We start from the raw sequence: 25,019 nt of genomic DNA on the forward strand, positions 1-25,019 counted from the left end.
AAAATGTATCGCCTGAGCGAGCGTCTTCGCGAACAAGTTCGCTCCTACCCCTCGGGCAGAAGGCCGCTTTTGATTCTGCCCAACGGGCGTAGGAGCGGACTTGTCCGCAAAGGGGCCGCCAAGCTTCCCGACAATGCATCGCTTGAAAGACCGTCTTCGCGAACAAGTTCGCTCCTACCCCTCGGGCAGGAGGCCGTTTTGATTCTGCCCAACGGGCGTAGGAGCGGACTTGTCCGCGAAGGGGCTGTTAAGGTTTCCAAAAATGTATCGCCTGAGCGAACGTCTTCGCGAACAAGTTCGCTACGGGCTCCGGCCAGAATCAAAAGCGGGCTTGTGTATGACGATGGTCGCGGAGCGTGGGCACGATAGTTATAGGATTATTCCGCACGCTCCTGCGTGGGAATTATCCATCCGGCTAATCTGATCAAGTCAGCGACGTATAAAGCGCCGGGCGGCGATCCACGAAGTAGTCGTTCGCGGTTCGGGCCTTGGCCAGCAGTGACTTGTCCAGCGTGCCGACCAGCAGTGCTTCGTCCTGACCTGCCAGCAATGGGCGGCTGCCATCCGGCGCGCAGAGGCTGCTGAGCCCGCAGTAACGAATCTCGCCCTCGCTGCCGCAGTAGTTGGTGTACACCACGTAGCAGTGATTCTCGAAGGCCCGCGCCCGAACCGTCACGTCGCAGACGAAATCGTAAGGCAGCATGTTTGCGGTGGGGACCAGAATCAACTCGGCTCCTGCCAAGGCCAGCCGACGGGTGTTTTCGGGGAACTCCACGTCGTAGCAAATCAGCAGTCCCAGGCGCCAGCCATTCAATTCGACCACCGGGTAATGATCGTCGCCTGCGGCGAACATCGACCTGTCCAGCTCGCTGAACAGGTGCGTCTTGCGATAGTTGCACAGGCGCGTGCCCTGGCTGTCGATCAACTGCACGGCGTTGTAGATTCGCTGATCAGCTGCGCGCTCCGGATAGCCGTAGAGGATCGCAATGCCGCAGGCCTGTGCAATGGCGGCAATGCGCGTCGCTGCCGGACCGTCCTGCGCCTGCGCCAGCTCACCGACAGCCTCAGCGCCGATGTTGTAGCCGCTGAGGAACATTTCCGGGCAGATCAGCACCTGTGCCCCTTGCTCGGCGGCGGCCTGAGCCTGCTGTTCCAGGCGAGTCAGATTGCCGCCGACATCCAGCGGCAATGGCGGGCATTGATACAGCGCAACGCGCATGGGGTTTTCCTTCTGTCAGTCGCCCAGTGCAATCGGGCCGATTTCGTGGAACACATCACCGGGGCCGGGGTTCTCGGCGTGAGTCTTGCCGCCGAAGTGGTTCATGATCCCCCACACGGCGTTCAGTGAAGTCTGCACAGCGCCTTCGACCCACGCCGGTGTCCAGGACACATCGTCGCCGGCGATGAACATGCCGCGCTGTTCGCTGGGCATATCCTGCTGCATGAAGTGCGCGTACATGCGCTGGTTATAGCGGTAATGGCCCGGCAGCGCACCCTTGAACGCACCCAGGAAGTGCGGATCGGCTTCCCATGACACGGTAATCGGATCACCGATGATCCGCGCTGCGATGTCCACTTTCGGGTAGATCTTCTTCAAGGCATCCAGCGCCAGCTTCACCCGCTTCTCGATGGGCTGCGGGAGCATCTTCAGTGCATCGCTCATCCACGAGTAGGACAGGCAGATCACGCCCGGCTTTTCGTCGCCGTTATCGAACAGGTATGTGCCACGGGTCAGCCGGTCGGTGAGGGTCATGCTCATCAGGTCGCGGCCGGTTTCCGGGTCTTTGTCCTTCCAGAACGGGCGGTCGACCATTACGAAGGTCTTCGAGGACTGCATGTAACGGGTGCGGTCCAGGGCCATCCACATCTTCTGCGAGAACAGCGACTCTTCACACTCGATCTGCGTGGTCAGCAGCCAGCTCTGGCAGGTGGTCAGCACGGCAGCGTACTGACGGGTGTCGCCCCAATTGTCAGTCACCGCAAAACTGCCATCCTCGGCGCGTGCAATGCGCTTCACGCCGGGACGTGGTGCGCCGCGGTGCAACGACGACAGGCTGGTGCCCTTGGGCCAGTGCGCGCAATGCTCGGGTACATGGCTCCACAAACCGACCGGCACTTGCTGCACGCCGCCGACGATCAGATGCTGGTGCTCATCGCAGTTGGTCATTACCACGCGGAAGATTTCCAGCATCGAGTTGGGGAAGTCCGAGTCCCAGCCGCCCGTGCCGAAGCCCACCTGGCCAAACACTTCGCGATGAAAGAAAGACAGCCTGGCGAAGGCCTTGGAGGTCGCGACAAAGTCATAAAACGTGCGGTCGTCCCATAACGGCACCAGCTTGTTCCACAGCTCTTTGAGACGTGGCACATCGCGGTCGCGGATCGCCTGCTGGATGTCACCGAATTGCGAGCCGCTTTCCAGTGCGTCGGCCCAGGCGTCGGCGACTTCCTGAAACAGTGCCGGCAGGTCCGAGAGCATCTGTGCGTAGTACGTGGTGCCTTCCAGGTCGATAACGGTGCTGCCGGACGCCGCGGTCAACGGGTTGGGGAACGGCCTGGACTCAAGGCCCAGCTTGTCGACGTAATGGAAGAACGCTGTCGAGGACACCGGAAAGCGCATGCCGCCCAGTTCGGCAACGATGCCTTTGGCGCCTTCGAACTCCTGCGAGCGCAGGCGGCCACCCATTTTCGAGGCTTCGTACACCACCGGCTTGAGGCCCATCTTCATCAATTCGTAGGCCGCCACCAGACCGGCTATCCCGGCACCGATAATTGCCACTTCAGCACCGTGGTTCTCCACAGGGATGCTGCCCAGGCCTTTCGGGTGCTCAATCCAGTCATCGAAGGCGAAGGGGAAATCGGGGCCGAACATGGTGATCGGCTTTTTGCCGTTGGCGGGGTGACGATTGTTCTTCATGACGGACCTTGATGGGCAACGGCGAAAAACAACAGTCTAGAGAAGGGCGGGCACGTTAATAAGACGCAAAGTGTCGTCGATATGCTGTTTGTTTGGGCTAAGTGACGAATCTGCTGGTCGGTTTGTATGGCTGCTTGATAGAAGCGTGCAGTTACAGCGGCTGGCCGCGGTCGATCTTGCTGCTGAGGATGATCGATGTGGTGGTCTTCTCCACGCCATCCACGCTGCCGATCAGGTCCAGTAGCTGGTCCAGTTGCTCGGGAGAATCCGTGCGCAGCCAGGCGACATAATCGAACTCGCCACTCACTGCACAGAGTTGTTGAACCTGCGCCATGGCACTGAGGCGCCGCAACACTTCCTTGCCCGAGCGGGGTTGCACGGTGATGCCGACATACGCCTGCAACCCGCCACTGACCACGCGCTGGCCAAGGCGCACGCCGTAACCGGTAATCACTTTGCTGCTTTCCAGGCGTGCGAGACGCGAGGTGACGGTGGTGCGGGCGATGCCCAGTTGCCGGGCGAGCATGGCGACGCTTTCACGCGCGTTGATTTGCAGCGCGGCAATCAGCTGGCGATCGATTTCATCCAGCACAGGCGGGCGAGTATCGGGCACGGGCGGTTCCTTAAAACTTCCAGCGTTTGGCGGTCTTGGCCAGACGCGCCTGCAGGCCGTCGAGGTTGAGCGCCAACTGCTGAGTCATCAAGTGGTAGCCCTTCAGCTCGGTAGGAATGACGGCTTTCACTGGTGGTGTTTCCGGCGTCTCCGGTGTTTCAGTGGTGCGTTCCAGACGCTCGGTGGCCCCGGTTTGCAGGGCGCGCGCCATGCCGATCAGTTGCCGGCGAATCTGGCGGTAGTCAGCGTCCAACGATGCCTTGAGTGTCTCGTCAGCAAGCTGATTCAGGTTCGCCGGGCGAATATTGGCGAGAATCTCCAGGGTGCTCAGGCACATGCGGAAGTGACCCTGAATGGCGTCCAGCTCGACCATGGACATCTTCACTTCCTTGGACACCGACGGCAGCAGCGAGCGCAATTGCAGCATCGTGCCGTTGAGCCTGGCGGTCAGTTTCAAATGCTCGTCAGCGGTAACCGGCTGGCCCTGCACGATGCGCCCGTAGACCTTGGCGCAGTCACGCAAACCACTGGCCAGGTTGTAGCGCCAGGAAAACACCGCATACAGCGGCAGGGCGAAGGAGAACGCCAGGGCCAGCGCGATACCAATCAGAATATCGACGGTACGCCACAGCCCGTCACTGATCGGGTTGTAACCATGACCGGCGACGATGAACAGCGTGATCGCCGACAGCAGCGCGGTGTAACCGCCTTTGCCAATGGCGTGATAGGCGAAGAAACCGCACATCACCGACATCATTGCGTAGGTCAGCAACGGCATTTCCAGGTAGCCCTGCTGGACCACCACGATCAGACCGAGACCGGCACCGATCAACGTTCCGTAGGCCCGTTCGACCGACTTCTTGCCGATATTGCCGTGGTGCTGCAAACCGCCGATCACGATCAGCATGGTCACCGACGCCCACTCGCCGTGAGGCAGGTTGAGGCCAGTGGTCAGCAGAATAGTCACCAGCAGGCCCACCGCAATCCGCGCCGCGTGGATCAGCCGCGCATGCCGATAACGGCGATACGGGTCCAGCAAAGGACGCAGAACAGGGCGAAGCCAGGAGGGTATGAAAGCAGAGCGCGAATTCGTCATGCGTTAAGAGACCGCGAGGGTAGGGAAGAGATTCCCTGATTGGATGGTGGCAGTCCTCAGTAAGCCACATTTTGATGGGGGATGGGTGGGGTATGTCGATGATCAGTGACGTGGCATTGTGCATTCAAGGTGTAGGAATGACGTACTGAAGGCAGTCATCACGATTTTTATGAGTAATTAAGATGTCACTTTGTGACACTTTATGAGACTTAATGTGTTCTTTCGTGAGCTATTATTTTCAGGTCCACGTAGCTATACGTGTTACTTTGTTTTTCTCGAATTCCTGCGCCCGCCCGCTGGTAACTGCTCATGAAGGCTTTTTTCCCTGTTCAGTGCACCGACACGCTTTTGCGCATTGCGCTGCTGGTAAAGCAGACCAGGTTGCAGCAAGGCATCCGCCAGGTCGATCTTGCCGAAAGGCTGGGCATCTCGCTTCGTACGTTTCGACGTATTGAGGCAGGCAATGCCGAAGGCGTGTCGCTGCGTGACTTCATGTTGGTGGTCTGGGGGCTGGGAGTGTCGGAGCGATTGTTTCAAGGGCTTCGGGATGACGAGTCGTTCAGTGTCGAGCAGCTCGAAGCTGCCGACCGAAAGCGTGTCCGCCTGCCTCGACACAAGCCGGAGGACTTCTGATGGCCCAGGCTTATATCTACATGGAATGCCCTGTCAGCGGAGAGACACTGACGCTGGGCAAGCTGACGATTCAGGCTGGCGTCGGAACATTCCAATATGCACCGGATGCGGTGCAGGAAAACATCTGGGTGCCGGATCCTTTCAGGTATCCGCTGTCCACGCGGTCCTACACCGTGACTAAAAATGGTGGCGTCCCGGGTTTTATCGATGATGCCATGCCCGATGGTTGGGGAGAGCGGTTGCTGCATCGGGTTGAAAAAGGCCCGTTGGACTCGATACAGCTGCTGCTCAAGTCGCCCAACAGCGACAGAGGGGGCAATATCATGGCTGGCCTGTCGCGTGTCGCGCAGGACGGGCTGGGCCAGACGCCTCCCAAGGCCTTTCGTGCCAAAGGGCTCGATCATTTCATCGATGCCTGTGAAGCGATCTATGACAGCCAGCTCAGCGCCGAGCAGCTGGAGGTTCTGAAAGTAAGGGATCAGCGATCTTCCGCTGGCGGCGCACGCCCCAAGCGAACTTATCTGGGCGACAGAAAACTGATTCTGGCCAAGCCTCGCGACAAATTCGATCACTATGACCTGCCCTCCGTTGAGCATGCCTGCATGACCTTCGCCGGGCTTAAAGGGTTGCAGGCGGCCAACACCTCTCTGTATCGCGGCGAGCGGATCAATACACTGTTGGTCGAGCGTTTCGACCGCGCTTTTGATGAGCAAACCCATCGCTTCCGCCGACTGCCGATGCTCAGCGGCTTGACCTTGCTGGACGCCGAGTGGAAGGCCCGTACGCACCCCGACTGGCAATATGCGGCACTCGCCGATGAGCTGTATCGTCGTGGTGCGCCTGACGTTGATCGGCATGAGCTGTATCGGCGCATGGCCTACAACGTGCTGGTCGGCAATGCCGATGACCATCCCCGTAACCACGCAGTCATCTGGAAAGAAGGTGGCTGGAGGTTATCGCCGATGTACGACGTACTGCCCATTCTGGACGAAGGGCCTGCTCAGGCACTTCCCATGTCAGTCGGCATCGAAGGGTCGTGGCTCAACCGAGGCAATCTGCTCAGTCAGCACGCTCACTTTGCCTTGAGCAAGGAACAAGCCGAGGCGGCGCTGGACGAGGTGGCCGGTTGGGAAGCCGAACTGCATGATTACTACAGCCAGTTTCTGTCCGCTGCGGAACTGGATGCTGCAGTCGATGCTACCAGTGGCGCACGTCTGAAGCGCTAGCAGCTCAGGGTTCTACGGCAAGGGCCGATTGATCTGGTAGCGAGTGCTGCGGCCTCCACCGGGTAGGCGAACCAGGCAGTTTTTGGCAAGCAGATCACTTAAGTGGCGGGTAGCGGTGGCCTTCGAGACCTTCGCCACTGCCTGATACTGCGCTGCGCTCAGACCGTTTTCAAAGCCACGCTCGCCGCCATCCAGTAGCCGATTCAGCACCTTGACCTGTTCGGCGCTCAGGTCGTTGTCGCGATGTAATTGCCAAAATCGCGTTTTGCCCAGTACTCGTTCTATATGAACCAAGGCGTTTTCAATGCTTTTCAACAATGTGCGCAGGAACCATTCCAGCCACTCGGTGATATCGGTCGTGCTTTTCTGACTGGTCTCCAGAACGTGGTAATAGCCGGCGCGGTCAGCAAGGATGCTGGCGGACATGGCAAACAGTCGTATGGCTTGCTGATCGCCCTGAGTCAGTGCCAGGTCTGTAATGGCCCGAGTCAGGCGACCATTGCCGTCGTCAAACGGATGCAGGGTTACAAACCAGAAATGCGCGATACCTGCACGCACGAATGGATCGAGCGCCGGATCATTTTGACTGCTGGCAAACCAGTCGAGAAAATCGTCCAGTTGCTGCGCAAGTCCAGCCCGCGGTGGCGCTTCAAAATGCACGATGGGTCGATCAAGTCTCCCTGAGACCACCTGCATAGGTTCGTCGCTACGCAACTGACCAACCAGGATGCGAGCAGACACAAAGCTGTCCTCTTCCGGGAACAGCCAGCGATGCCAGGTACACAGACGTTGCAAGTCAAGTGGCTGATCATGACCACGTGTGGCGTCCAGCATCAGCTCGGCCAACCCCTCGCTGCGAGGGCTATGCTTGCCGTCATCGGCGATCCCCAGGCGGCGTGCCAGCGACGACCTGACAGAATCTGCATTCAGTCGCTCGCCTTCGATGGCGGACGAAGTGACGATATTCTGCAGCAGGGCATTCAAGCCCTCGCACATTTGCGCATCGCCACCCACTGCACCGCTCATACCCAGCAAGCGACCTTGAGCCTTGGCGCACGCTCGTATCAACGGTGCAAGGCGTTCTTCGCGCCAATGGAAGCGCGGCCAGTTCGGCTGTTGCCAGATCCAGAGATGTTCGGACATCGTATCCGCCTATGCAGTGAGCCGAATAAAAAGTTAATCGGCTCATGGAATGAGCCGATTGTGGTGATTATTCGGCTCACCGTCCAGATGTGCTCATCGAGGCGGCACGGATTACGTGAAAGCTCATCACGGTCTGTGAGTCATTGAACCCGAAGTGTGAGGCGTCTGCTGTAACTCGCGCGGCAATGTGGAGGGTGACTCTCACACCGCATTCCTGATGGATCAACCGGACCGGCGTATAGCTGTAGCCCCGGACCAGGGCGCTGTTCAACGACCCCTGCTTTTGCTCATTGAGTTGCAAGTCCGACACATGAACACCTGGTGGGCAATCCGCCACCTTCGTTTTGTTGTTCAAGATTCGTACAGCCAGCCTTTGCCATATTCGCCTTGCCAGCCTGTTCTCTTGCCTCGGTGAGAGCTGCAGCGCTCCAGCCAAAATGTATCAAAACGGACATATTCCGGACACGCAACGACCACAGAATTCGCGCCAATCGCTGACGGACCGGCTCATAACCAGAAAATCTCAGGCACCTCCTTCAGACGAGCTAATACCTGCTGCCATGAATAACCTGAACCTGTCGACGCTAGGCCAGAACGAACAATCGCTGGACGTGATTTACGGTCCTATTCAACCTGAGCTGCTACGTGAGGAAGTGCTGGCCGATCTGCTGGAAGCCAGTGCCCGGCGCAATCCGCAGCATGTGGCATTGATCTTCGGCGAGCGTCAGATCAGTTATGGCGAGCTGGACCGGCAGGCTGATCAGGTGGCGTCTGCGCTGATCGATGCGGGTGTTCGGCCGGGGCACATTGTCGGTCTATGGTTGCCACGCGGCATCGAGCTGCTGGTCATGCAGGCCGGTATTGCCAAGGCGGGTGCTGCCTGGCTGCCCTTGGATCAGGACACGCCGGTGGAGCGCCTGCAGATTTGTCTGGAGGACGCCAGCGCAGTCGGGCTGGTTTCCTGTGATGCGTTGATGCCGGTGTTGGCCGATACCGGCTTGAAGGTGTGGACTGCCGAACATCTGCTGACGCCGACCGACGCAGCGTTGGTGCGCCGCAGTGGTGTGCTTCCCGACCATCCAGCCTATGTGATCTATACCTCCGGCTCTACGGGCAAGCCCAAGGGCATTCTGATTTCCCAGCGCAGCATCTGCCATTTTCTGCGCAGCGAGAACGCGATACTCGGCATTCGGGCAAGCGATCGGGTTTACCAGGGCTTTTCCGTGGCCTTCGACATGTCCTTCGAAGAAATCTGGATCGCCTATCTGGTGGGCGCGACGCTGTGGATAGGTCCGAAGGAAACCAGCGGTGACCCCGAAACCCTGCCGCGCTTGCTGAATGAGCAGCGCATCAGCGTCTTGCATGCGGTGCCCACTTTGCTGGCGCTGTTCAGCGAAGACGTTCCCGGCCTGCGCCTGATCAACCTGGGCGGCGAGATGTGCCCTGAATCGCTGGTCGATCGCTGGGCAACGCCGAACCGGCAGATGTTCAACACCTATGGCCCTACCGAAGCCACTGTATCGGCCAGCCTGGCGCGTCTGTCGCGTGGTCGCCCGGTGTCGATTGGCACACCGTTACCCAATTACGGGCTGTTGGTCATCGCCAATGACCCCGCAGTCGGGAGCACCCTGGCGCCCAGCCTGCTGCCGCGTGGCGAAGTCGGCGAGCTGTGCATCATCGGCCCCGGTCTGGCCGAGGGGTATCTTGGCCGGCCGGACCTGACCCAGGAAAAATTCCTGCCGAACCCATGGTCCACCGACTATCACGATGCGCGTCTGTACCGAACCGGCGACCTTGCCCGGATCGACCATGAAGGGCAGGTGCAGTGCCTTGGGCGGGCCGACGATCAGGTAAAAATTCGCGGCTTTCGCGTCGAACTGGGCGAGATTGAATCGCTGTTGGCGCAACAGCCTGGCGTGGGCACCGTTGCCGTCCTGTTGCACAACGAGGCGGGCGTTGATCAGCTGATTGCCTATCTGGTGAGCGACACCTCGACGCCTTCCGCATTCACGAGTCAGTTGCGCAAAACCCTGCAGGCGCAGTTGCCGCCGTACATGGTCCCGGGACACTTCGAATTGCTCGACAGCATGCCGCGCCTCACGTCCGGCAAAATCGACCGCAAAACGCTCAAGGCCCGGCCGTTGACGGTCGATGCCAAGGCCGCCAGCGCAGACTCTGATGTGGCGCAAACCGAAGGTGAGATTGCACTTTTTGCCGCGCTGAGCACGCTGTTCCCCGGCATGCCGATCCGTCGCGATGCGGACTTTTTCACCGATCTGGGTGGGCATTCGTTCTTTGCCGCGCGTTTGGCCTCGGCCCTGCGGGCCAACCCGCGCTTCGCCCAAGTCACGGTGCGCGACATTTACCAGCATCGGCGTATCGGGGCGATTGCCGAAGTGCTGGACCAGGCGCCACAAGAGGTGGACGCGCCGGTGGAGTGGACACCTCCGTCAGCCTGGCGTCGCTGGCGCTGCGGCGTGGCCCAGGCGCTGGCATTGCCGGTCATGGTCAGCCTGCGCATGACCCAATGGCTCGCACCGTTCTTTACCTACCACTTGCTCACCGGCTCGCCCGACGACTCTGTCGCGCTGGCCACTCTGGCGTCGATCTCGGTGTTTCTGATTGCCACCGTTCTGCAGTTTTTCATCGCGCTGGCAGCCAAGTGGCTGATCGTCGGCCGCCTTAAGCCTGGGATCTATCCGCTGTGGGGCGTTACCTACTTTCGCTGGTGGGCCGCAGACCGCATGGTCGAGTCGGCGCCGACTTATCTGCTGAGTGGCTCTTCACTTTATCCCCTGTGGCTGCGCGCACTGGGCGCGAAGATCGGGCAGGACGTGATTATTGGCGGCGCTACAGTACGGGCTCACGACCTGCTGGAAATCGGCGACGGGGTCAGCGTCGGCAACGGTGTCAGCTTCGAAAATGCGCGCGTTGAACGGGGCCAGTTGCATTTGGGGCGTATCGCCTTGCAGGACAATGCCTGTGTTGGCTCTTACGTGATCATGGAAGGCAATACGGCTGTAGGCCCGTGGGGACATCTGGAAGCCCAATCGGCCATGGCCGACGGCCGAGAGGTTCCCGCTGGGCGCATCTGGCAGGGCTCGCCAGCGCGTGATGTCGGCGCGTTCGATACGCTCGGTCAACCGGCGCGGCCTGTGACCAGTCCTGCGCGTTTGCGGGCAGAAAAACTGTTCTTCGCCTTCGGCGTACTGCTGATCGCGACGTTATTCTTTATCCCGGTCTTCCCGACCTTCTTCCTGATTGACTGGTTCGACACGCAGAACGTCTTGCCATGGTTCGAGGGCAGCGGACCACTGGGACAACTGGCGCGCTATTTCCTGATCGCCTTCCCGGCCAGTGCGTTGCTGATTGTCGCGACCGTCCTGGCGTCGGCGGCATTGCGCTGGCTCGTCTTCCCGCGCCTCAAACCGGGCCGTTATGAGGTACACAGCAATACCTACTGCGCCAAATGGCTGATCAGCCAGATTCAGGAAGCGAGCCTCAACGTGCTGTCCGGCATCTACGCCACGGTGTATTCGCCCTTCTGGTATCGGCTATTGGGCGCGAAAGTAGGGCGTGATGCCGAGATCTCCAGTGCGCAGGGCGTCATCCCGGACATGCTGACCCTGGGCGATGAAACCTTTATCGCCGATGCGGTGATGCTTGGTGATGAGCGCATCGACGGCGGCTGGATGACCATGCAACCCACTGTCGTGTCCCATCGCAGCTTTGTCGGCAACGGCGGATACATCGCTGATGGCACGGTGCTGCCGGAAAACGTCCTGATCGGCGTCCATTCCTGCGCACCGCACAACAGCAAAATAGTCGACGGCGACACCTGGTTGGGCTCCCCACCGATCCACCTGCCTGCCCGCGAGCAGGTGAGCGGCGCTCCCGAATCGCTGACCTTCAAGCCATCACGGCTGCGCCGCCTGGCCCGCGGCCTTGTCGAAGGCGTGCGCATTGTCACCCCGCACGCGGTGGTGATCGCCGTTGGCTACACGGTGATGCTTGACCTGATGCCACTCGCTGACAACGATCGCTGGGGCGCCGTGCTGGCCTACCTCGCCGTCATCGGCATGGCGTACAGCGTGGGTAACTTTCTGCTGATCGTGGCCCTGAAGTGGCTAGTGATGGGCCGCTATCGCAAACGCGCTGACCCGATGTGGACGCCCTTCGTATGGCTTTCGGAGGGCATCACCAGTCTGTACGAAGGCATGGCCGCACCAAACTTCATGCGCTACTTGCGCGGCACACCGTGGTTGCCACTGGCATTCAATGTGCTTGGCTGCAAGATTGGTCGCGGGGTTTACATGGACACGACCGACATCACCGAATTCGACTGCGTCAGCATCGGCGCAGACAGCGAATTGAATGCCGGCGCCTGCCCGCAGACCCACCTGTTCGAAGACCGAGTCATGAAAATCGACCACGTCAGCATCGGCGAACGCGTGTACATGGGCCCACGCAGCGCCGTGCTCTATAGCGCGGTCGTCGGCAACGATGCGCACCTTGGCGCACTGACCCTGGTGATGAAGGGTGAGCACATCCCTGCCGGCAGCCGCTGGGCAGGTTGCCCCGCGTCACCTGACAGGGCATGAAACGCGGGGCGAGCTGGGCATTCGATGAAGATGGCCGGCTTGCCCCGCCAAAGCCTTTCCCTCGGCAGAATGTATTGCTGGTCAGCTGCGTTACCAGGCCGGGTTGTTCAAGGGATGAAGCCAGAAACCGCATTCGGACTTGCGTGCGTACCGCCGTGGAACAGTGGCTCGAATTGCCATCGGGCGCGATCACGTTCATCAGCGCCCCAGGTGTCGCGCCGCGATTGCTTATCGACGGGTTACCAGAGCCCGGATTTTCCATCAGCCACGAAGCCGGATGCTCGCTGGCTGCCATCGATCTCCAAGGCGCAGTGGGCGTGGACTTGATGCAGGTTCAGGCCGTGCCGGACTGGCATGCTGTCGCGCAGGATTATCTGGGGGCTGATGTTGCCAATGTGCTGTCAGGCATGCCCGAGTCGGTTCGCACGATTGCGTTCGCCAAGGCATGGTGCAGGCGTGAAGCATTTTTGAAGTTGCATGGATTGGCGCTCGATGAATGGACAGCACAGGGAGGGTTGCAGGGTGTGGGGGTTGAGGTTGAATTGGCGGAGGGGATGGTTGGAGTGGTGGCGTTGAGTCAGGTTTTGATGGAGTACATGAATCAGGCTGAGCGGCGCACGGCACCTTGATTGATGCGCTGCTGCCAATCGAAGATGAATGCACGAATGTTCTAGACTCACCTTCTGACGTCAGCGATAACCAATCGCTTTCATCGATTCAGGTGTTTTATGCCTTCCACACACTGGATAGACCTCGCTCGCGACCTTGATACAGGTATCGAGACGCTGCACGCGCACTTTCAGGGGCATGCCTATGATCCCCATTGGCATGACAGCTATCTGGTGGGCGTTACCCGGCAAGGTGTGCAGCAGTTCAATTGCCGCCGTCAGCGCCATGCCAGCACGCCCGGGCAGGTGTTCACACTGGAGCCGGGAGAAATCCATGATGGCAATGCCCCGTGCGCCGAAGGGTTCACTTATCAGATGCTGTACCTGGACCCGCATTGGCTGAGCCGGGAGCTCAGTGGGTTGTTCGAACAGGCTCCCGACCAGCATCTGCCTTCTTTCGCCAACACCCTGCAAACCGAATCACGGCTGGCTCACGCGGTCACGTTCGCTTTCACGGCGCTGCACCAAAATGAGCTACGCATCGTTCGTCAAAGCGCGTTGGATGAATTACTGGCGCAGCTCATTGATCGGGTGCAATGGCGACGCATGACCGATCCCGATCCGCGCTTGCCGCAAGTGGCCTTGCGGGCGAGGGATTATCTGCACGCGCATCTGCATCAGGACGTGGGCATGAACGAGTTGGCAGCTGTTTGTGGCGTCGACCGCTTTCGCTTGACGCGTGCGTTCAAGGCCGCCTTCGGCCTGCCGCCTCATGCATATCTGGTACAGCTGCGCCTGGCCAAGGCCCGTCGAATGCTGGCAGCCGGAATCTGGCCCGCTCAGGTGGCCAGCGATCTGGGCTTCGCTGACCAAAGCCATCTGGGCCGCTGGTTCATGCGCGCCTACGGACTGAGCCCGGCGGCCTATCGCTTGCGCTGCTCAAACCTTCCAGACTGATCCTGTGGTATGTCGCAGCATGGGCTTTTTCAGCCCTGGATTGCCGATCATGCTGCCTTTCATACTGTTCGCCTTCGTCGCCTCGATCACCCCCGGCCCCACCAACATCCTGGTATTAAGCAACAGTGCCCGCTTCGGCTGGCGCGCCGTTGTACCGTTGATTCTGGGAGCCTGCACCGGCGCTGCACTGTTGGTGTTGCTCGTCGGCATGGGTGTCGGCCACTCACTGCTCGCGATCCCCAATGCCCAGCGCGTCATGGCATGGGTCGGCGTGCTCTGGCTGACCTGGCTGGCCTGGAAGATAGGTGCCAGCCCGACCGACTCAATCGAGCGGCAAAACCGCCTGCCGATGGGCTTTATCGGTGGCGCAGCACTGCAAGTAGTAAATCCCAAGACTTGGGTCATGGCGCTGGCGGTGGTCAGTGTATTCAGCCAGCGCAACCCGGTGTCTTACCTGGCGCTGGTGTTCTTTCTGATTTCCTTGCCCTGCCTCGGCAGCTGGGCGCTGATGGGCGCAGGCTCGACCCGCTGGCTCACATCGCCTTGGCGAGTGCAGTGCATGAATCGAGTGCTGGCGGTTTTGTTGCTGCTGGCGGCGTGGATCGGTTTTATGGACAGTGTCTGAACGTGTGCGGTCTGGGTTGGCAGCAGGCACGCGAGGAGTCGGCTTCATTTCAAATCAAAGGCTGCTCTTGTCGAGCAACTCGACTATTTGCTTGTGACGTGAGTTTTGCTCTTCAACTTGCTGGTTTGCTCTGCGGTCGTCATCTCTTTTCACCGCAGAGCTTATATGGCGTCAGATTATTCCGGTGCTTGCGCGCCGCTGGTCCTGGACAGCTCAGCAGGTCGGGTTGCCGTATTGAAGAAGGCCAGGTGGTAGGCCAAGCCGACGAACACCGCGCCGCCCACCGCGTTACCCAAAAATACCGGAACGAAGTTGTCGCCGAACTGCGCCCAGCTCAAGGCGCCGGCAAAGATCGCTGCAGGAATGACGAACATGTTGGCGACGATGTGCTGAAAACCGATCGCTACGAATGCCATCACCGGAAACCACATGCCGACCACTTTACCGATCACATCCTTGCTCGCGTAGCTGAGCCACACCGCCAGGCACACCAGCCAATTGCAGCCAATACCTGAGATGAAGGCCTGTTCGAAGCTGGCCCCCACCTTGGCATTGGCGATGGCCACGGTCTTGGCCATGAAGGCGCCTTCAGTCAGGCCCACCACATGGCCGAAACAATAGGCGACGAACAGCGCGCCGATCAGGTTGGCCAGCGTCACCAGCACCCAGTTGCGCACCAACTGACCCAGACCGATACGCCCGGCGAACAGCGCCATGGGCAGGCTCATCATGTTGCCAGTCAGCAACTCACCGCCAGCCAGCACCACCAGAATCAGCCCAACCGGGAACACCACAGCGCCAAGCAGATTGCCCAGCGACGCCCACTCGTGGGGGATCATGGTGCTGACATGAATATCGAGAAGAAACCCGAGGGCGATGAAAGCCCCTGCCAGAAAGCCCAGGATCATCAACGAAGACAGGCCCAGGTGGGCTTTCTTGACGCCGCTTTCGACGGCAATTTCAGCGATTTGCTGCGGGGTGTTCAAAGACATGGTGGGCTCGTGCGTGGTCGTGGGCTGAGCGTGGGGATTAAAAGCTCAAGCGGTGCGCGCATCTGTCGCACCGGGAAACAACGTTACGGAATGTTTCGGAGGATGGCTAATCGGATGTTTTGATCGGGTGATTGAGAGGGTCGATGACTGGGCAGGTTTGCGCGGGGATTGGGCTTATAGTTGTTTGGTTGGCAGGTTTGTAGTGGGTCAACTAAACCCGATCACTGAGTTGTCAGCGACCGAGCCACCTTAGAAATGCGGACTCAAGCGTTCAAGCCAGCGGATCCTGACGCAACTGTAGGCAACGGAGCAAGGCGCCAAGGCTTCTGTAAAACGTTTACTCGTTCCGCAACACGATCCTGTTTTTTACTTCATCCGGCTTGGTATTGCCCGGCATCACCCCATAACTATCCCTGTCTCCATAAACCGCAAGGACAGACCATGACCAACTCAACCGAAACCGCCATCCTTGCCGGCGGCTGCTTCTGGGGCATGCAAGATTTGTTGCGACGCTACCCCGGCGTGCTGCATACGCGAGTCGGCTACACCGGTGGTGACGTACCGAACGCCACCTACCGCAACCACGGCAACCATGCCGAAGCGATTGAGATCGTGTTTGACCCGGCGGTGATCAGCTACCGGCAGATTCTTGAGTTCTTTTTCCAGATCCATGACCCGAGCACGCCTAACCGGCAGGGCAATGATCTTGGGCCAAGCTATCGTTCGGCGGTTTACTACCTGAGCGAACAGCAAAGGGATATTGCCGAAGATACCGCGGCTGACGTGGACGCCTCCAAGCTGTGGCCGGGGCGTGTGGTCACGCAAATCGAGCCCGCGAGTGAGTTCTGGGAGGCGGAGCCGGAGCATCAGGATTATCTGGAGCGGATACCGAACGGTTATACCTGCCACTTCATCCGGCCGAACTGGAAGTTGCCCAAGCGGGCTTGAACCTGAATCGCATCGGGAAAGGCCGCGATAGGGGAGAGCGCAAAAGCTGACCTGTATCTGAGAGAACCACCCCAAAACAAAAAAGCCGCGCAATGTGCGGCTTTCAAGTTGGTGGGCCCACACGGACTAGAACCGTGGACCAAAGGATTATGAGTCGCCTAGCCGGATCGCGAACCAACCGGAGCCTCTCGTAGGGTAACGAAGGTGCAGGAAGCTCAAGCTCAATCTGGAAGCGGGTTTGGCGAAGGTAATCGAAATTTAGACAAGCTGCCTAGCGTACCGCTATTGTACCGAAGCGAGGTGATGGGGGAAGGGGTATAATGGCAACTTGGCCACACCAGCGTAGGATTCCCTTCCGCTGGTCCGAAAGGAATAATCGAAGGGTTTGACGGGGTGAACAGAGTCATGCAGACAGAGGGTCACGTTCAGGCGGCAATCGCGAGGATCTTCTCCTCTGCCGTCTTTCGGGAGCTTGTAAGAGACGGTCGCTCGTCCCTTTTTGCGCGGCTGGTGCATGAGATTTATCGCGAAGAAAATACCTGCACTTGGAGTGTCGGAAGATTCTTTGATGAGTGTTTCAATTTTTTGAAACGCTCAGACCTTCGGAACGAATATGCGTATAAATCAGCTATTATTCAGAAAGTCTTGCTGGGCTCTCACTCTCTCAATACAGCCTCTATCGTTGATGAGTTCAGAGTAGGTGGGAATAAGGCTGATCTCGTTATGCTCAACGGAACCTCGAATGCGTTTGAGATTAAGTCTGAGAGAGACCGCCTAGATAGATTGTGTACGCAAGTCTCATCGTACAGTGAAGTCTTTGCAGAAGTCACGGTGCTTTGTGCTGAAAAGCATTTGAGGGCAGTTCAAGATACCGTGCCAGATTTTGTCGGGGTGTCGGTCCTCACTGAGCGATTTCAAATCTCAAAAATTCGGAAAGGAGTGAATGATCCTGAACGAACTAATTCTGTCTCTATATTCAACAGCATTACAAAAAAAGAGGCAGGTGAGGTTCTAAAGCGTTTAGGTGTCGCTGTGCCAGATCTACCTAATACGCTAATGCATTACGCGTTGGAGTTAGAGTTTTCTAAGCTACCTTCGGCACAGGTGCATGATGAAATGGTAAAGGTTCTAAAGATAACTAGAAGTTTGTCTGGGATGTCTGAATCCTTGCAGAAAGTACCCCGGTCATTGAGGGTTTTTGCACTGACCGTTCCGATGAAAAAACGCGGAAAGGAAAATCTGCTTGGAGCATTGGATACTCCTCTAATGGATGCATTGAAATGGGGATGAATGGAGCATGTACTACCCTTATTTTCGTGGTAAGCAGTATGATTTAATTGCAATTCGTGAGTGTGCAGATATTATGGCCAGGCGTGGGTTTGTCCCAATCCTAGAGCCAGTTAAAGAGTCGCTGAGTGGAGTTGTTCGTACTGTTGATGCAGTGATTGATGCTGGTGGCAACATTGTATTGGTCGTTAATCCCCAATATGGCGAGCTTTCAAGGGATTTTTCTTCTATTCTCGAATTGTTGGAAGACACCTATGAGCAGAATAGTTCTGTGTTCGCTGGTATATTGCTCAGCGAGAACACGGATTTGGAAGAGATTAGAGAACTCTTGGAAACCCTCGATGGACGGAGGGTCCTTTTTATCCATGCTGGATTCCGCGATGATGCAGACCTCCTAAATCTGATTGATACTGATGACGATGTAGCCCATGTGTTTCTTGAAAAGGCTAACCGTAGATACCAAAGAAGCTTCAATGAGTTTGAGCGGATCATAGTCAAAGACGGGTTCGTTAAACGCGCAAATCGTCTGCATCCGGAAGTCGAGTTCTTTTCTGATCTCCATATAACCTTCATTGAAGACGGCGCAGATGGCTTCGGCGACTTTCTAATGGTTGGTGATGAGTATTCAGAAGGTGGTGGGCCCGCCTACGCTGTCGCAATTCATCTAACCTTTATCGATGATGATCAAGGTGATGATATGTTTATCCATCACTTTAAGTCTGATAGATTTGAGACTCCGACCGACCCCGCTGGAAAGTTCGCAGAGGCTGTAAGAAAACTTGTTGCTGAAGCTACTAGTCCAGATACCAAGATAGATAGAACGAGGGCGGTGCAAGAGTTTATTGACTTGCACAATCGTGGCCACTTTCCAGGGCTTGGTTATATCAAGAAATTATCCATGCAGCATCATATCGAAGTAATGGCTAATTATTTTTATGGAAGATAATGTATGTACTGCTGCCCGGTCTGTTTTGGTGACTCTCATCTCAGGCGGAGCGTCTTCTCTGAAGTTTCCAAGCGTTTAGGAAACTGTAACTACTGCCTATCCGTAAATCAGCCGCTGCTTGAGCCTATGGAGTTAAGAGAACATTTTGAACTGCTCAGAGGAGCCTATGTCACTGACCCCGCAGGTTCTGGTTTGGTTGATCTTTTAAAAAGTGACTGGGGACTGTTCGCCCATGAACGTATGGATGTCGCACACTCTAAGGAACTGTTGAGCGATATTTTAGATGATGGCGAAGTAGTGAGGCAAAGATTCAAACCGTCAGCCAATCTAGCTGCTGAGAATGCACTTCAACGCTGGAGTGATCTTCGTCAAGAGTTAATTCATCAGAACAGATATTTTCCAAAAACCGAAATCAACCTGTCGCGTCTCAGTCGTTTATTTAGTTTTTTGATTTTGCCTCAAGATGAGCTCCCTGCTCTCTGGTTCAGGTCTCGGATTCAAAGTGGTGCTGATCCATTCCCTCCTAATGAGATGGGGGCTCCCCCCAAGCATTTGGCTTCTCATGGTAGGGCCAACCCTGCCGGTATACCCTATTTGTATCTAGCCTCTACTGAGTTGACTGCGATTTCTGAAATAAGGCCCCACACGGGAGAGCTTGCTTGCATTGCAGCATATGAAATCCCAGCTGCATTGAAACTTATAGATTTGAGGCATCCTCGCCGTAGTGTATCGCCATTTATTTTGTCCGACGAAACAGAGATTTCTATGCTCAGAAGCGACATAGAGTTTCTTGAGAAATTGGGTGATGAGCTAACCAGGCCTGTTCTTCCGCGTTCCGCTGCATTTGACTATGTACCTAGTCAATTCCTATGTGAGTATGTGAAGGTTTGCGGTTTCGATGGGGTTTTATACCGAAGCTCGGTTGGGGACGGCGTTAACCTAGCTCTGTTTGACCCGCACTTGGCGAGAGTCGGTGAAATAAAAAGCCAGCGCGTAATTAGCGTAATGGTGAATTTCGGTGAATGATTTTTCGGGGCTTTTGAATATTGGGGGGGAGGGGAAAATAATGGCTATCAGAGTGGTCCAAGAGGATCTGTTTGCATAGTTGCAGAAAAATCAAATAAACTGAAGCATGATCAGTTTAAACAATACATTGATAATGTTGAGTGAACATCGAGTTTGGTTCGGTCGCGATCATTGTTTTTGGTTGCGGCCTTTTTTGGTAAGCGCCTCATGAACCCCACATTCCCAACCAGCCATTGAAGCTTGATGCTGTGCTCCCGATTCTTTTCAGGAGTCAGCACCTAATGATGCGACCCGACGCCAAAGTCGAAAAAGTGTACCTCTACCCCAAACCGGTGGACTTTCGAAAATCTATTGACGGCCTGGCTGCACTGGTCGAGCTCGACATCAAAGTTGCCGTGTTCGATCCCGTGCTTTTTGTTTTTCTGAATTGCCCTCGTAACCGAGTGAAAATCCTTTACTGGGAGCGCAACGGCTTCTGCCTTTGGCTCAAACGCCTGGAGTCCGAGCGTTTCAAAACTTCTCCCGATGAGACAGACGAAGCCATCGTGCTGACGGTTCAGGAACTGAACTGGTTGCTCGACGGTTTTGATCTCTGGCGCAACCGCTCTCATCAGGTTTTAACTCCAAGATTCGTCGCCTGACAGGTATAATCCGGGTATGATTTCCATGCCCGGAGATCTTCCAGATGACCCTGTATTGCTCAAGCAACTGCTCGCGCAGTTACTGATTGAGCGCACGGCTGACAAGGGGCATATCGTCGATCTCAACGAACAGATCAAGTTACTGCGCGACCGTCTGTTCGGACTGTTCGGACGTAAGTCCGAACAGACGGTCGAACCCAACACGCCGCAATTCGCGCTATTCAACGAACCCGAAAGCGAGCCGATGCTACCCTTCGGCGACGCTGACGAAGAGGTCGTTGCACCGGTCAAATACCGTGGTAAACGCAAGCCACTGTCGGCTGATCTTCCCCGCATCGAAGTCATCCACGAGCTGCCTGAGCACGAACTGACCTGTGCCTGCGGTTGCCGCAAGCATGTCATCAGCGAAGAAACCAGCGAGCAGCTGGATATCGTGCCGATGTAGATCCCGGTGATTAAACATATCCGCAAAGTCTACAGTTGCCGCGGTTGCGAAACGGCACCGGTCACGGCTGACAAACCGGCTCAGTTGATCGAAACGAGCATGGTCAGTCCGAGCGTACTAGCCATGCTGCTGACCACCAAATATGTCGACGGTTTGCCTCTGCATCGTTTCGAAACGGTGCTGAGTTGACATGGCATCGAGATACCGCGCCAGACGCTGGCGCGCTGGGTGATCCAGTGCAGCGAGCACTTCCAGCCGCTGTTGAATTTGATGCGTGATCGGTTGTTCGAAAGCCCGTTTATCCACTGCGATGAAACCCGAGTCCAGGTACTAAAAGAGCCAGATCGTGAACCGCCCAGCCAATCCTGGATGTGGGTACAGGCCAGCGGACCACCAGACCGAAAAGTCCTCCTGTTCGACTACACCACCAGCCGTGCGCAGGAAGTGCCGCTGTGCCTGCTGGAGAGTTATCGGGGCTACGTGATCACCGACGATTACGCGGGCTATAACGCTTTGACGTTGCAACCGGGTGTGGAACGTCTGGCGTGCATGGCCCATGTACGACGCAAGTTCGTGGAGGCAAAGAAAGTGCAGCCTCAAGGCAAAACGGGCCGCGCTGATGTTGCACTGGCATGCATTAACAAACTGTATGGCATCGAGCGTGAACTCAAGGATGTCAGCGATGAGCAACGTTACATCGGTCGTCAGGAAAAAAGCCTGCCTGAGCTGACGAAGCTCAAAGCATGGATGGAAACAACGCAGCCGCAGGTCACGTCACAAGGAGCCTTGGGTAAAGCTGTGAACTAACTGGCTCACAACTGGAGCCGGATAGAGCGTTATATCGAAGCTGGTTTTCTACCCATCGACAAAAACGCTGCCGAAAGAGCAATCAGGCCGTTCGCCATCGGACGAAAAGCCTGGCTGTTCAGCGACACGCCCAAAGGCGCCACGGCCAGCGCCCAGATCTACAGCTTGGTCGAGACCGCCAAACTCAACGGCCAAGAGCCTTATACGTGGCTGCGCCAAGTGCTTGAGCGGTTGCCGCAAGCTGCATCCGTAGAAGGCTTACGAAGCCTTGCTGCCGTGGAACTGCTCGCCAGAGATGCCTCGCTAAACCCAATCCTCATTTTTTGCTAGGTGGGGTTTGTGGCGCTGCTACCTCTATTTTATAGAGTCATAATGCTCTATGCATTGCATAATCCGATTGAGAATTACGTTAAATCCGGAGAAGTCAATGCTGCTTTTTTTAACCAGTACTACTTTGTTGGCAAATGCGTCTTTGCCGTAGTGAGTGGCCTTGTCAAATTCTTTCTCTAAACTAAGAATTTTTCCATCAACCTGTTCGTCTCGTGTGTCCTGAGTGAACAAATCTTCAATTGCAGTTTGTCTGTCTGGGGGGGGCGCTAGGGGTGTCAGCACGAGGTAAAGGTTTTCAGTGACGTGGATGAAGTTCGCTCCCCTGAACTCAAATTGACCGGGTGTTCTTGGGTATGGAGTCGCTTGCACTTTGTCCCCCCTAAGCAAGCTTTCGACGATGTTGAAGCCTTTGTCGTTATCTAAGATAATAATAACGGGGTTGGCAGGCTTGGGTGCTTTGTAGAACTTATGATTTTCTTTGAACTCTGCTATGAAATCTTTTAAGTAGGGAGTGCCGCCGTATAATTCCATTAAAAAGCGCGTTCGGGCGCTATAATTGAATATAGATACAAGCAGCTGATATGCGGATGTTGCAGATTTGGGCTTAGCTAATTTGGGGTAAGCAGGACTAAGCTTTTTTATGGCGGCTTTTAAATAAATATTATCTGTCTTGCCTTCGCATATTATCGTTACTTTTTCATTAGCATAAAATGATCGAAAGTATAAAAAACGGCTAAATGTAAGCTCTCTACCACTTAATAGTCTTCGTGTGTTGTTGCTGGGTTTGTGGGGCATGTACTCGGGATTAAGTGGCGCCTTGTCGCGCAGACGATTATAATAATCAACTTGGTCGATGAAGTTTAAACGGCCTTCCAGTTGGTTGATGTTGCCCGGCGCCGGCTTGTCGTCAATTATATCTACAAACGTACCACTCTTAAAAAGTAAGTGGCACTGCGATTTTACAGTGCGCCAATATTTTGAATTCACGTTTGGTTTTTTATTTACAACTAATCCGGTGACTTCTTGGCGTGAATCTTGGTTTCGGATTCGAGTTTTTTTAGGGTTTAGATTAAACCCAGCTCTTTGGATTTCACCGTTAAGTAGGTATCCGGCTGTGTAAGATCCTTCTAGGTCTTTCATGATCTGCTCAGGAAAGATTTTTTTCCGTGTAGAAAAAGTAATGTCGTCGACATATCTACTGTATGTACAAGAGTAGGTTCGCGCCAAGGCTGCAAGCTTTATATCTAGGATGTGGGTGATTAAATTTGTTATTACTGGGGAGCACGGACTTCCCTGCGGAAGGGTGTTGTTATAGCAGGCTATTTGCGCGATCACTGTTGCTATGTCAGGGTGGAGCTGAAAGTTTCGGTTTGTAATAAAAAAACCACGCACTCTTCCAAAATTAAAGCTGTCAAAAAAATCCTTTAAATCTACGTTTAGAACATTTTTTCTATTAAGGTGCATCATTGCGTTTGTGATAATTGAACGCTTGCGAACAAAGCCGTGAGAGAGTGTCGGTGTGAATGTGTGATCTGGACGCTTCTTCTTTTTATGGTCTGAGTTTTTATCTTTTTTAGTGATAATAAATTTTGTTTTGATAGCCTTTGCAGGTTTGGCTTTGTTAATTTCTTCGATACAGTCTTGTAAGAGATTAGATAGCGAGGACTGTATGCTCTTAAGGCTTTCGTATGGTGCATGTATTGTGCGGGTGCCGCCACTTTTCTTTTTTAGTGTGAAGCTTCTATATAGTGTGTCAGGCTTTAATACATACAGAACATATGTAAGGAAAGAAGCTTTTACGCCTAGGAGTAGTGCAAGTTCTGGTTTTGTTCGTGCAGCTCGCAGAGCGTCGATATTTTTCATATTATGAACTGTGCAGAGGAAAAAAATGGCTTATGGGCACTCCTACGCAAGTGGAGGGACCGTCAAGGGTCGACAAGTCTCATAAGGCAGCCCTTTCGGACATTGTTTTAACTGATCGCGATCCGCGATCCAAAAATCTGCCCATAAGCCATGGCGGAAGCTATCAAGGCGCCATCATTTTTGCAAGGTGTGATGGCGTTGTGTAGTACAGCTTTCCGGTGAAAGCCTATCCTGTACTAGATTTCCATCCGCTTTAGTTCTTGTTTATGAACAAGCTTTTAGCAAAGCTCACTGCGTTCCTGATGGCTGAGAATCGCCCGTATCAGGAAGTATCTTCTGCGAGAGCACCACAAACTCGTTCAGGTCAATTTCGCCGTTGATGTAGCGCTGACCAAGGTGTTTCATTGCTTCTGAGGTTTCGAATCCAGAAAGCCCAATGGACGCATTGGTGAGGGCGACAGCTTTCTTACGCTGGTTCTGCTCTGCCTCAGAAATCTGATGCTCCGGATTACTCCCATCAACGGCTTCGATTTCGGTGCTTCCTTGATGCTGCGTTGGCTCTTGTTTTTCTGAGGTCATGTGGATTTCTCACCGTTTTGTTGAACGCAGGAGGGGGGCCGCTCCAGTCTCAGGTGCGTACCAAAGTATCAAGGTTTTGGCTGGATGCGGTGTCAAGGGCGGCACCTGAAGCCGCATGCGGAGCGCAGCCGAAAGCGAGCAGGAGGCCGGGCATAGCCGAACCCTTGACGCCACAGGAAGCACTGAGCCTATGGTAAGGGGGAGGTCAAGGGCTCCGCCCGCTGTACCTGCCCTCTCAGCCATTCCGGCAGGTTCGGACAAGGGATGCAACCGAAGGGGTTGCCCAAGCGGAGCGCGGAGTTTTCGCAGTCTTGTTGCATTCGTCCGCCGTGGAGATGTGTGTCCGTGGCAGGTTTTTAATGCGGCTTATGACTGAACCTGAAATCAGGTGCGCGCTGAAACTGTCTTGTTTTTGCTATTAGTCTTTTACTTACAATAGGTTAACGGATTTGTGAATTGCCCATCCCCCGCCCTTCCCGCGAGCGGGAAGGGAGCGAAGGAGCTTTGACGAGAGTAGCCATGAGAGGGTGCTCCTAGGCGGCTAGCGAACCAGCACTGTACCTAAATTGTACCCTTGGACCATAGGACTGTGTCTGAGGTGGTTCCGCCAGAAACGCGAAAGCCGCGCAATGCGCGGCTTTCAAAGGTGGTGGGCCCACACGGACTCGAACCGTGGACCAAAGGATTATGAGTCCTCTGCTCTAACCAACTGAGCTATGGGCCCTCAGTAGGTCGCGGA

Annotated in this window: 19 protein-coding genes, 1 tRNA gene and 1 pseudogene; 12 read left to right on the forward strand and 9 right to left on the reverse strand. The window is 55.7% G+C overall.

Going from position 1 to position 25,019, the window contains the following annotated elements; translation table 11 throughout:
- Nucleotides 1–424 precede the first annotated feature (424 nt).
- The 4 genes from GE543_RS25165 to GE543_RS25180 all read right to left on the reverse strand — a co-directional run bounded on the left by GE543_RS25165 (nt 425) and on the right by GE543_RS25180 (nt 4,623).
- Entirely contained in the window at nt 425–1,219 is a 795-nt protein-coding gene (locus GE543_RS25165) for a carbon-nitrogen hydrolase family protein (protein WP_153222617.1), read from the reverse strand.
- Nucleotides 1,220–1,234: 15 nt separating this feature from the next.
- A complete protein-coding gene (locus GE543_RS25170; RefSeq protein ID WP_153222618.1) occupies nt 1,235–2,914 on the reverse strand; it encodes an NAD(P)/FAD-dependent oxidoreductase in 1,680 nt (559 codons plus the stop codon).
- A 151-nt stretch (nt 2,915–3,065) separates the two neighbouring features.
- Complete coding sequence (locus tag GE543_RS25175; RefSeq protein WP_371927264.1) at nt 3,066–3,527, reverse strand: Lrp/AsnC family transcriptional regulator; 462 nt, start codon at nt 3,525–3,527, stop codon at nt 3,066–3,068.
- A 10-nt stretch (nt 3,528–3,537) separates the two neighbouring features.
- Nucleotides 3,538–4,623, reverse strand: coding sequence for an FUSC family protein (locus GE543_RS25180; protein WP_032609321.1), 1,086 nt, complete (start codon nt 4,621–4,623; stop codon nt 3,538–3,540).
- 309 nt (nt 4,624–4,932) lie between these two features.
- Here GE543_RS25180 and GE543_RS25185 point away from each other — a divergent pair, with 309 nt between their 5' ends.
- Both GE543_RS25185 and GE543_RS25190 read left to right on the forward strand, forming a co-directional pair.
- Nucleotides 4,933–5,256, forward strand: coding sequence for a helix-turn-helix transcriptional regulator (locus GE543_RS25185; RefSeq protein WP_003316216.1), 324 nt, complete (start codon nt 4,933–4,935; stop codon nt 5,254–5,256).
- Complete coding sequence (locus tag GE543_RS25190) at nt 5,256–6,482, forward strand: type II toxin-antitoxin system HipA family toxin (RefSeq protein WP_153222619.1); 1,227 nt, start codon at nt 5,256–5,258, stop codon at nt 6,480–6,482. The genes GE543_RS25185 and GE543_RS25190 overlap by 1 nt, the downstream gene beginning before the upstream one ends.
- A gap of 12 nt (nt 6,483–6,494) precedes the next feature.
- Here GE543_RS25190 and GE543_RS25195 read toward each other — a convergent pair whose 3' ends face one another.
- Nucleotides 6,495–7,625 (reverse strand): Fic family protein, encoded by a 1,131-nt coding sequence (locus GE543_RS25195; RefSeq protein WP_153222620.1) that lies wholly within the window; start codon nt 7,623–7,625, stop codon nt 6,495–6,497.
- A 560-nt stretch (nt 7,626–8,185) separates the two neighbouring features.
- On the opposite strand from GE543_RS25195, the gene GE543_RS25205 reads away from it, so the two are divergent.
- The 4 genes from GE543_RS25205 to GE543_RS25220 all read left to right on the forward strand — a co-directional run bounded on the left by GE543_RS25205 (nt 8,186) and on the right by GE543_RS25220 (nt 14,416).
- A complete protein-coding gene (locus GE543_RS25205; protein ID WP_153222621.1) occupies nt 8,186–12,226 on the forward strand; it encodes a Pls/PosA family non-ribosomal peptide synthetase in 4,041 nt (1,346 codons plus the stop codon).
- Nucleotides 12,223–12,855: a 4'-phosphopantetheinyl transferase superfamily protein gene (locus tag GE543_RS25210; protein WP_153222622.1), complete on the forward strand. Its 633-nt coding sequence runs from the start codon at nt 12,223–12,225 to the stop codon at nt 12,853–12,855. Before GE543_RS25205 ends, GE543_RS25210 begins: the two co-directional genes overlap by 4 nt.
- A 99-nt stretch (nt 12,856–12,954) precedes the next feature.
- Nucleotides 12,955–13,791 (forward strand): AraC family transcriptional regulator, encoded by an 837-nt coding sequence (locus GE543_RS25215; RefSeq protein ID WP_065348933.1) that lies wholly within the window; start codon nt 12,955–12,957, stop codon nt 13,789–13,791.
- 49 nt (nt 13,792–13,840) lie between these two features.
- Nucleotides 13,841–14,416, forward strand: coding sequence for a LysE family translocator (locus GE543_RS25220; protein WP_153222623.1), 576 nt, complete (start codon nt 13,841–13,843; stop codon nt 14,414–14,416).
- 176 nt (nt 14,417–14,592) lie between these two features.
- Here the strand turns inward: GE543_RS25220 and GE543_RS25225 are convergent, their stop codons facing one another.
- On the reverse strand, nt 14,593–15,408 hold the full coding sequence (locus GE543_RS25225) for a formate/nitrite transporter family protein (RefSeq protein ID WP_153222624.1): 816 nt from the start codon (nt 15,406–15,408) through the stop codon (nt 14,593–14,595).
- A 441-nt stretch (nt 15,409–15,849) separates the two neighbouring features.
- Here GE543_RS25225 and msrA point away from each other — a divergent pair, with 441 nt between their 5' ends.
- The 6 genes and pseudogenes from msrA to GE543_RS25255 all read left to right on the forward strand — a co-directional run bounded on the left by msrA (nt 15,850) and on the right by GE543_RS25255 (nt 21,815).
- Nucleotides 15,850–16,356 (forward strand): peptide-methionine (S)-S-oxide reductase MsrA, encoded by a 507-nt coding sequence (msrA, locus tag GE543_RS25230; RefSeq protein WP_153222625.1) that lies wholly within the window; start codon nt 15,850–15,852, stop codon nt 16,354–16,356.
- Between the two features lie 405 nt (nt 16,357–16,761).
- The gene (locus tag GE543_RS25235; RefSeq protein WP_153222626.1) at nt 16,762–17,646 is read left to right on the forward strand and encodes a sce7726 family protein; all 885 of its coding nucleotides are present in this window, start codon (nt 16,762–16,764) and stop codon (nt 17,644–17,646) included.
- 7 nt (nt 17,647–17,653) lie between these two features.
- Nucleotides 17,654–18,589, forward strand: coding sequence for a sce7725 family protein (locus tag GE543_RS25240; RefSeq protein WP_153222627.1), 936 nt, complete (start codon nt 17,654–17,656; stop codon nt 18,587–18,589).
- Between the two features lie 126 nt (nt 18,590–18,715).
- Entirely contained in the window at nt 18,716–19,615 is a 900-nt protein-coding gene (locus tag GE543_RS25245; protein WP_218571931.1) for an RES family NAD+ phosphorylase, read from the forward strand.
- 281 nt (nt 19,616–19,896) lie between these two features.
- Nucleotides 19,897–20,256 carry an IS66 family insertion sequence element accessory protein TnpB gene (tnpB, locus tag GE543_RS25250; protein WP_256664802.1) on the forward strand — a complete coding sequence of 120 codons (360 nt, stop codon included), beginning with the start codon at nt 19,897–19,899 and terminating at the stop codon, nt 20,254–20,256.
- 16 nt (nt 20,257–20,272) lie between these two features.
- Nucleotides 20,273–21,815 (forward strand): annotated as a pseudogene (locus GE543_RS25255) (IS66 family transposase).
- 47 nt (nt 21,816–21,862) lie between these two features.
- On the opposite strand, the gene GE543_RS25260 reads toward GE543_RS25255, so the two are convergent.
- The 3 genes from GE543_RS25260 to GE543_RS25270 all read right to left on the reverse strand — a co-directional run bounded on the left by GE543_RS25260 (nt 21,863) and on the right by GE543_RS25270 (nt 25,004).
- A complete protein-coding gene (locus GE543_RS25260; protein ID WP_153222629.1) occupies nt 21,863–23,701 on the reverse strand; it encodes a retron Ec67 family RNA-directed DNA polymerase/endonuclease in 1,839 nt (612 codons plus the stop codon).
- A 288-nt stretch (nt 23,702–23,989) separates the two neighbouring features.
- The gene (locus tag GE543_RS25265) at nt 23,990–24,280 is read right to left on the reverse strand and encodes an antitoxin VbhA family protein (RefSeq protein WP_153222630.1); all 291 of its coding nucleotides are present in this window, start codon (nt 24,278–24,280) and stop codon (nt 23,990–23,992) included.
- A 647-nt stretch (nt 24,281–24,927) separates the two neighbouring features.
- Nucleotides 24,928–25,004 (reverse strand) — tRNA-Ile (locus GE543_RS25270).
- Nucleotides 25,005–25,019 lie beyond the last annotated feature (15 nt).

The organism is Pseudomonas sp. SZ57 (assembly GCF_009495975.1).
GTDB classification, from domain to species: Bacteria; Pseudomonadota; Gammaproteobacteria; order Pseudomonadales; family Pseudomonadaceae; genus Aquipseudomonas; species Aquipseudomonas syringae.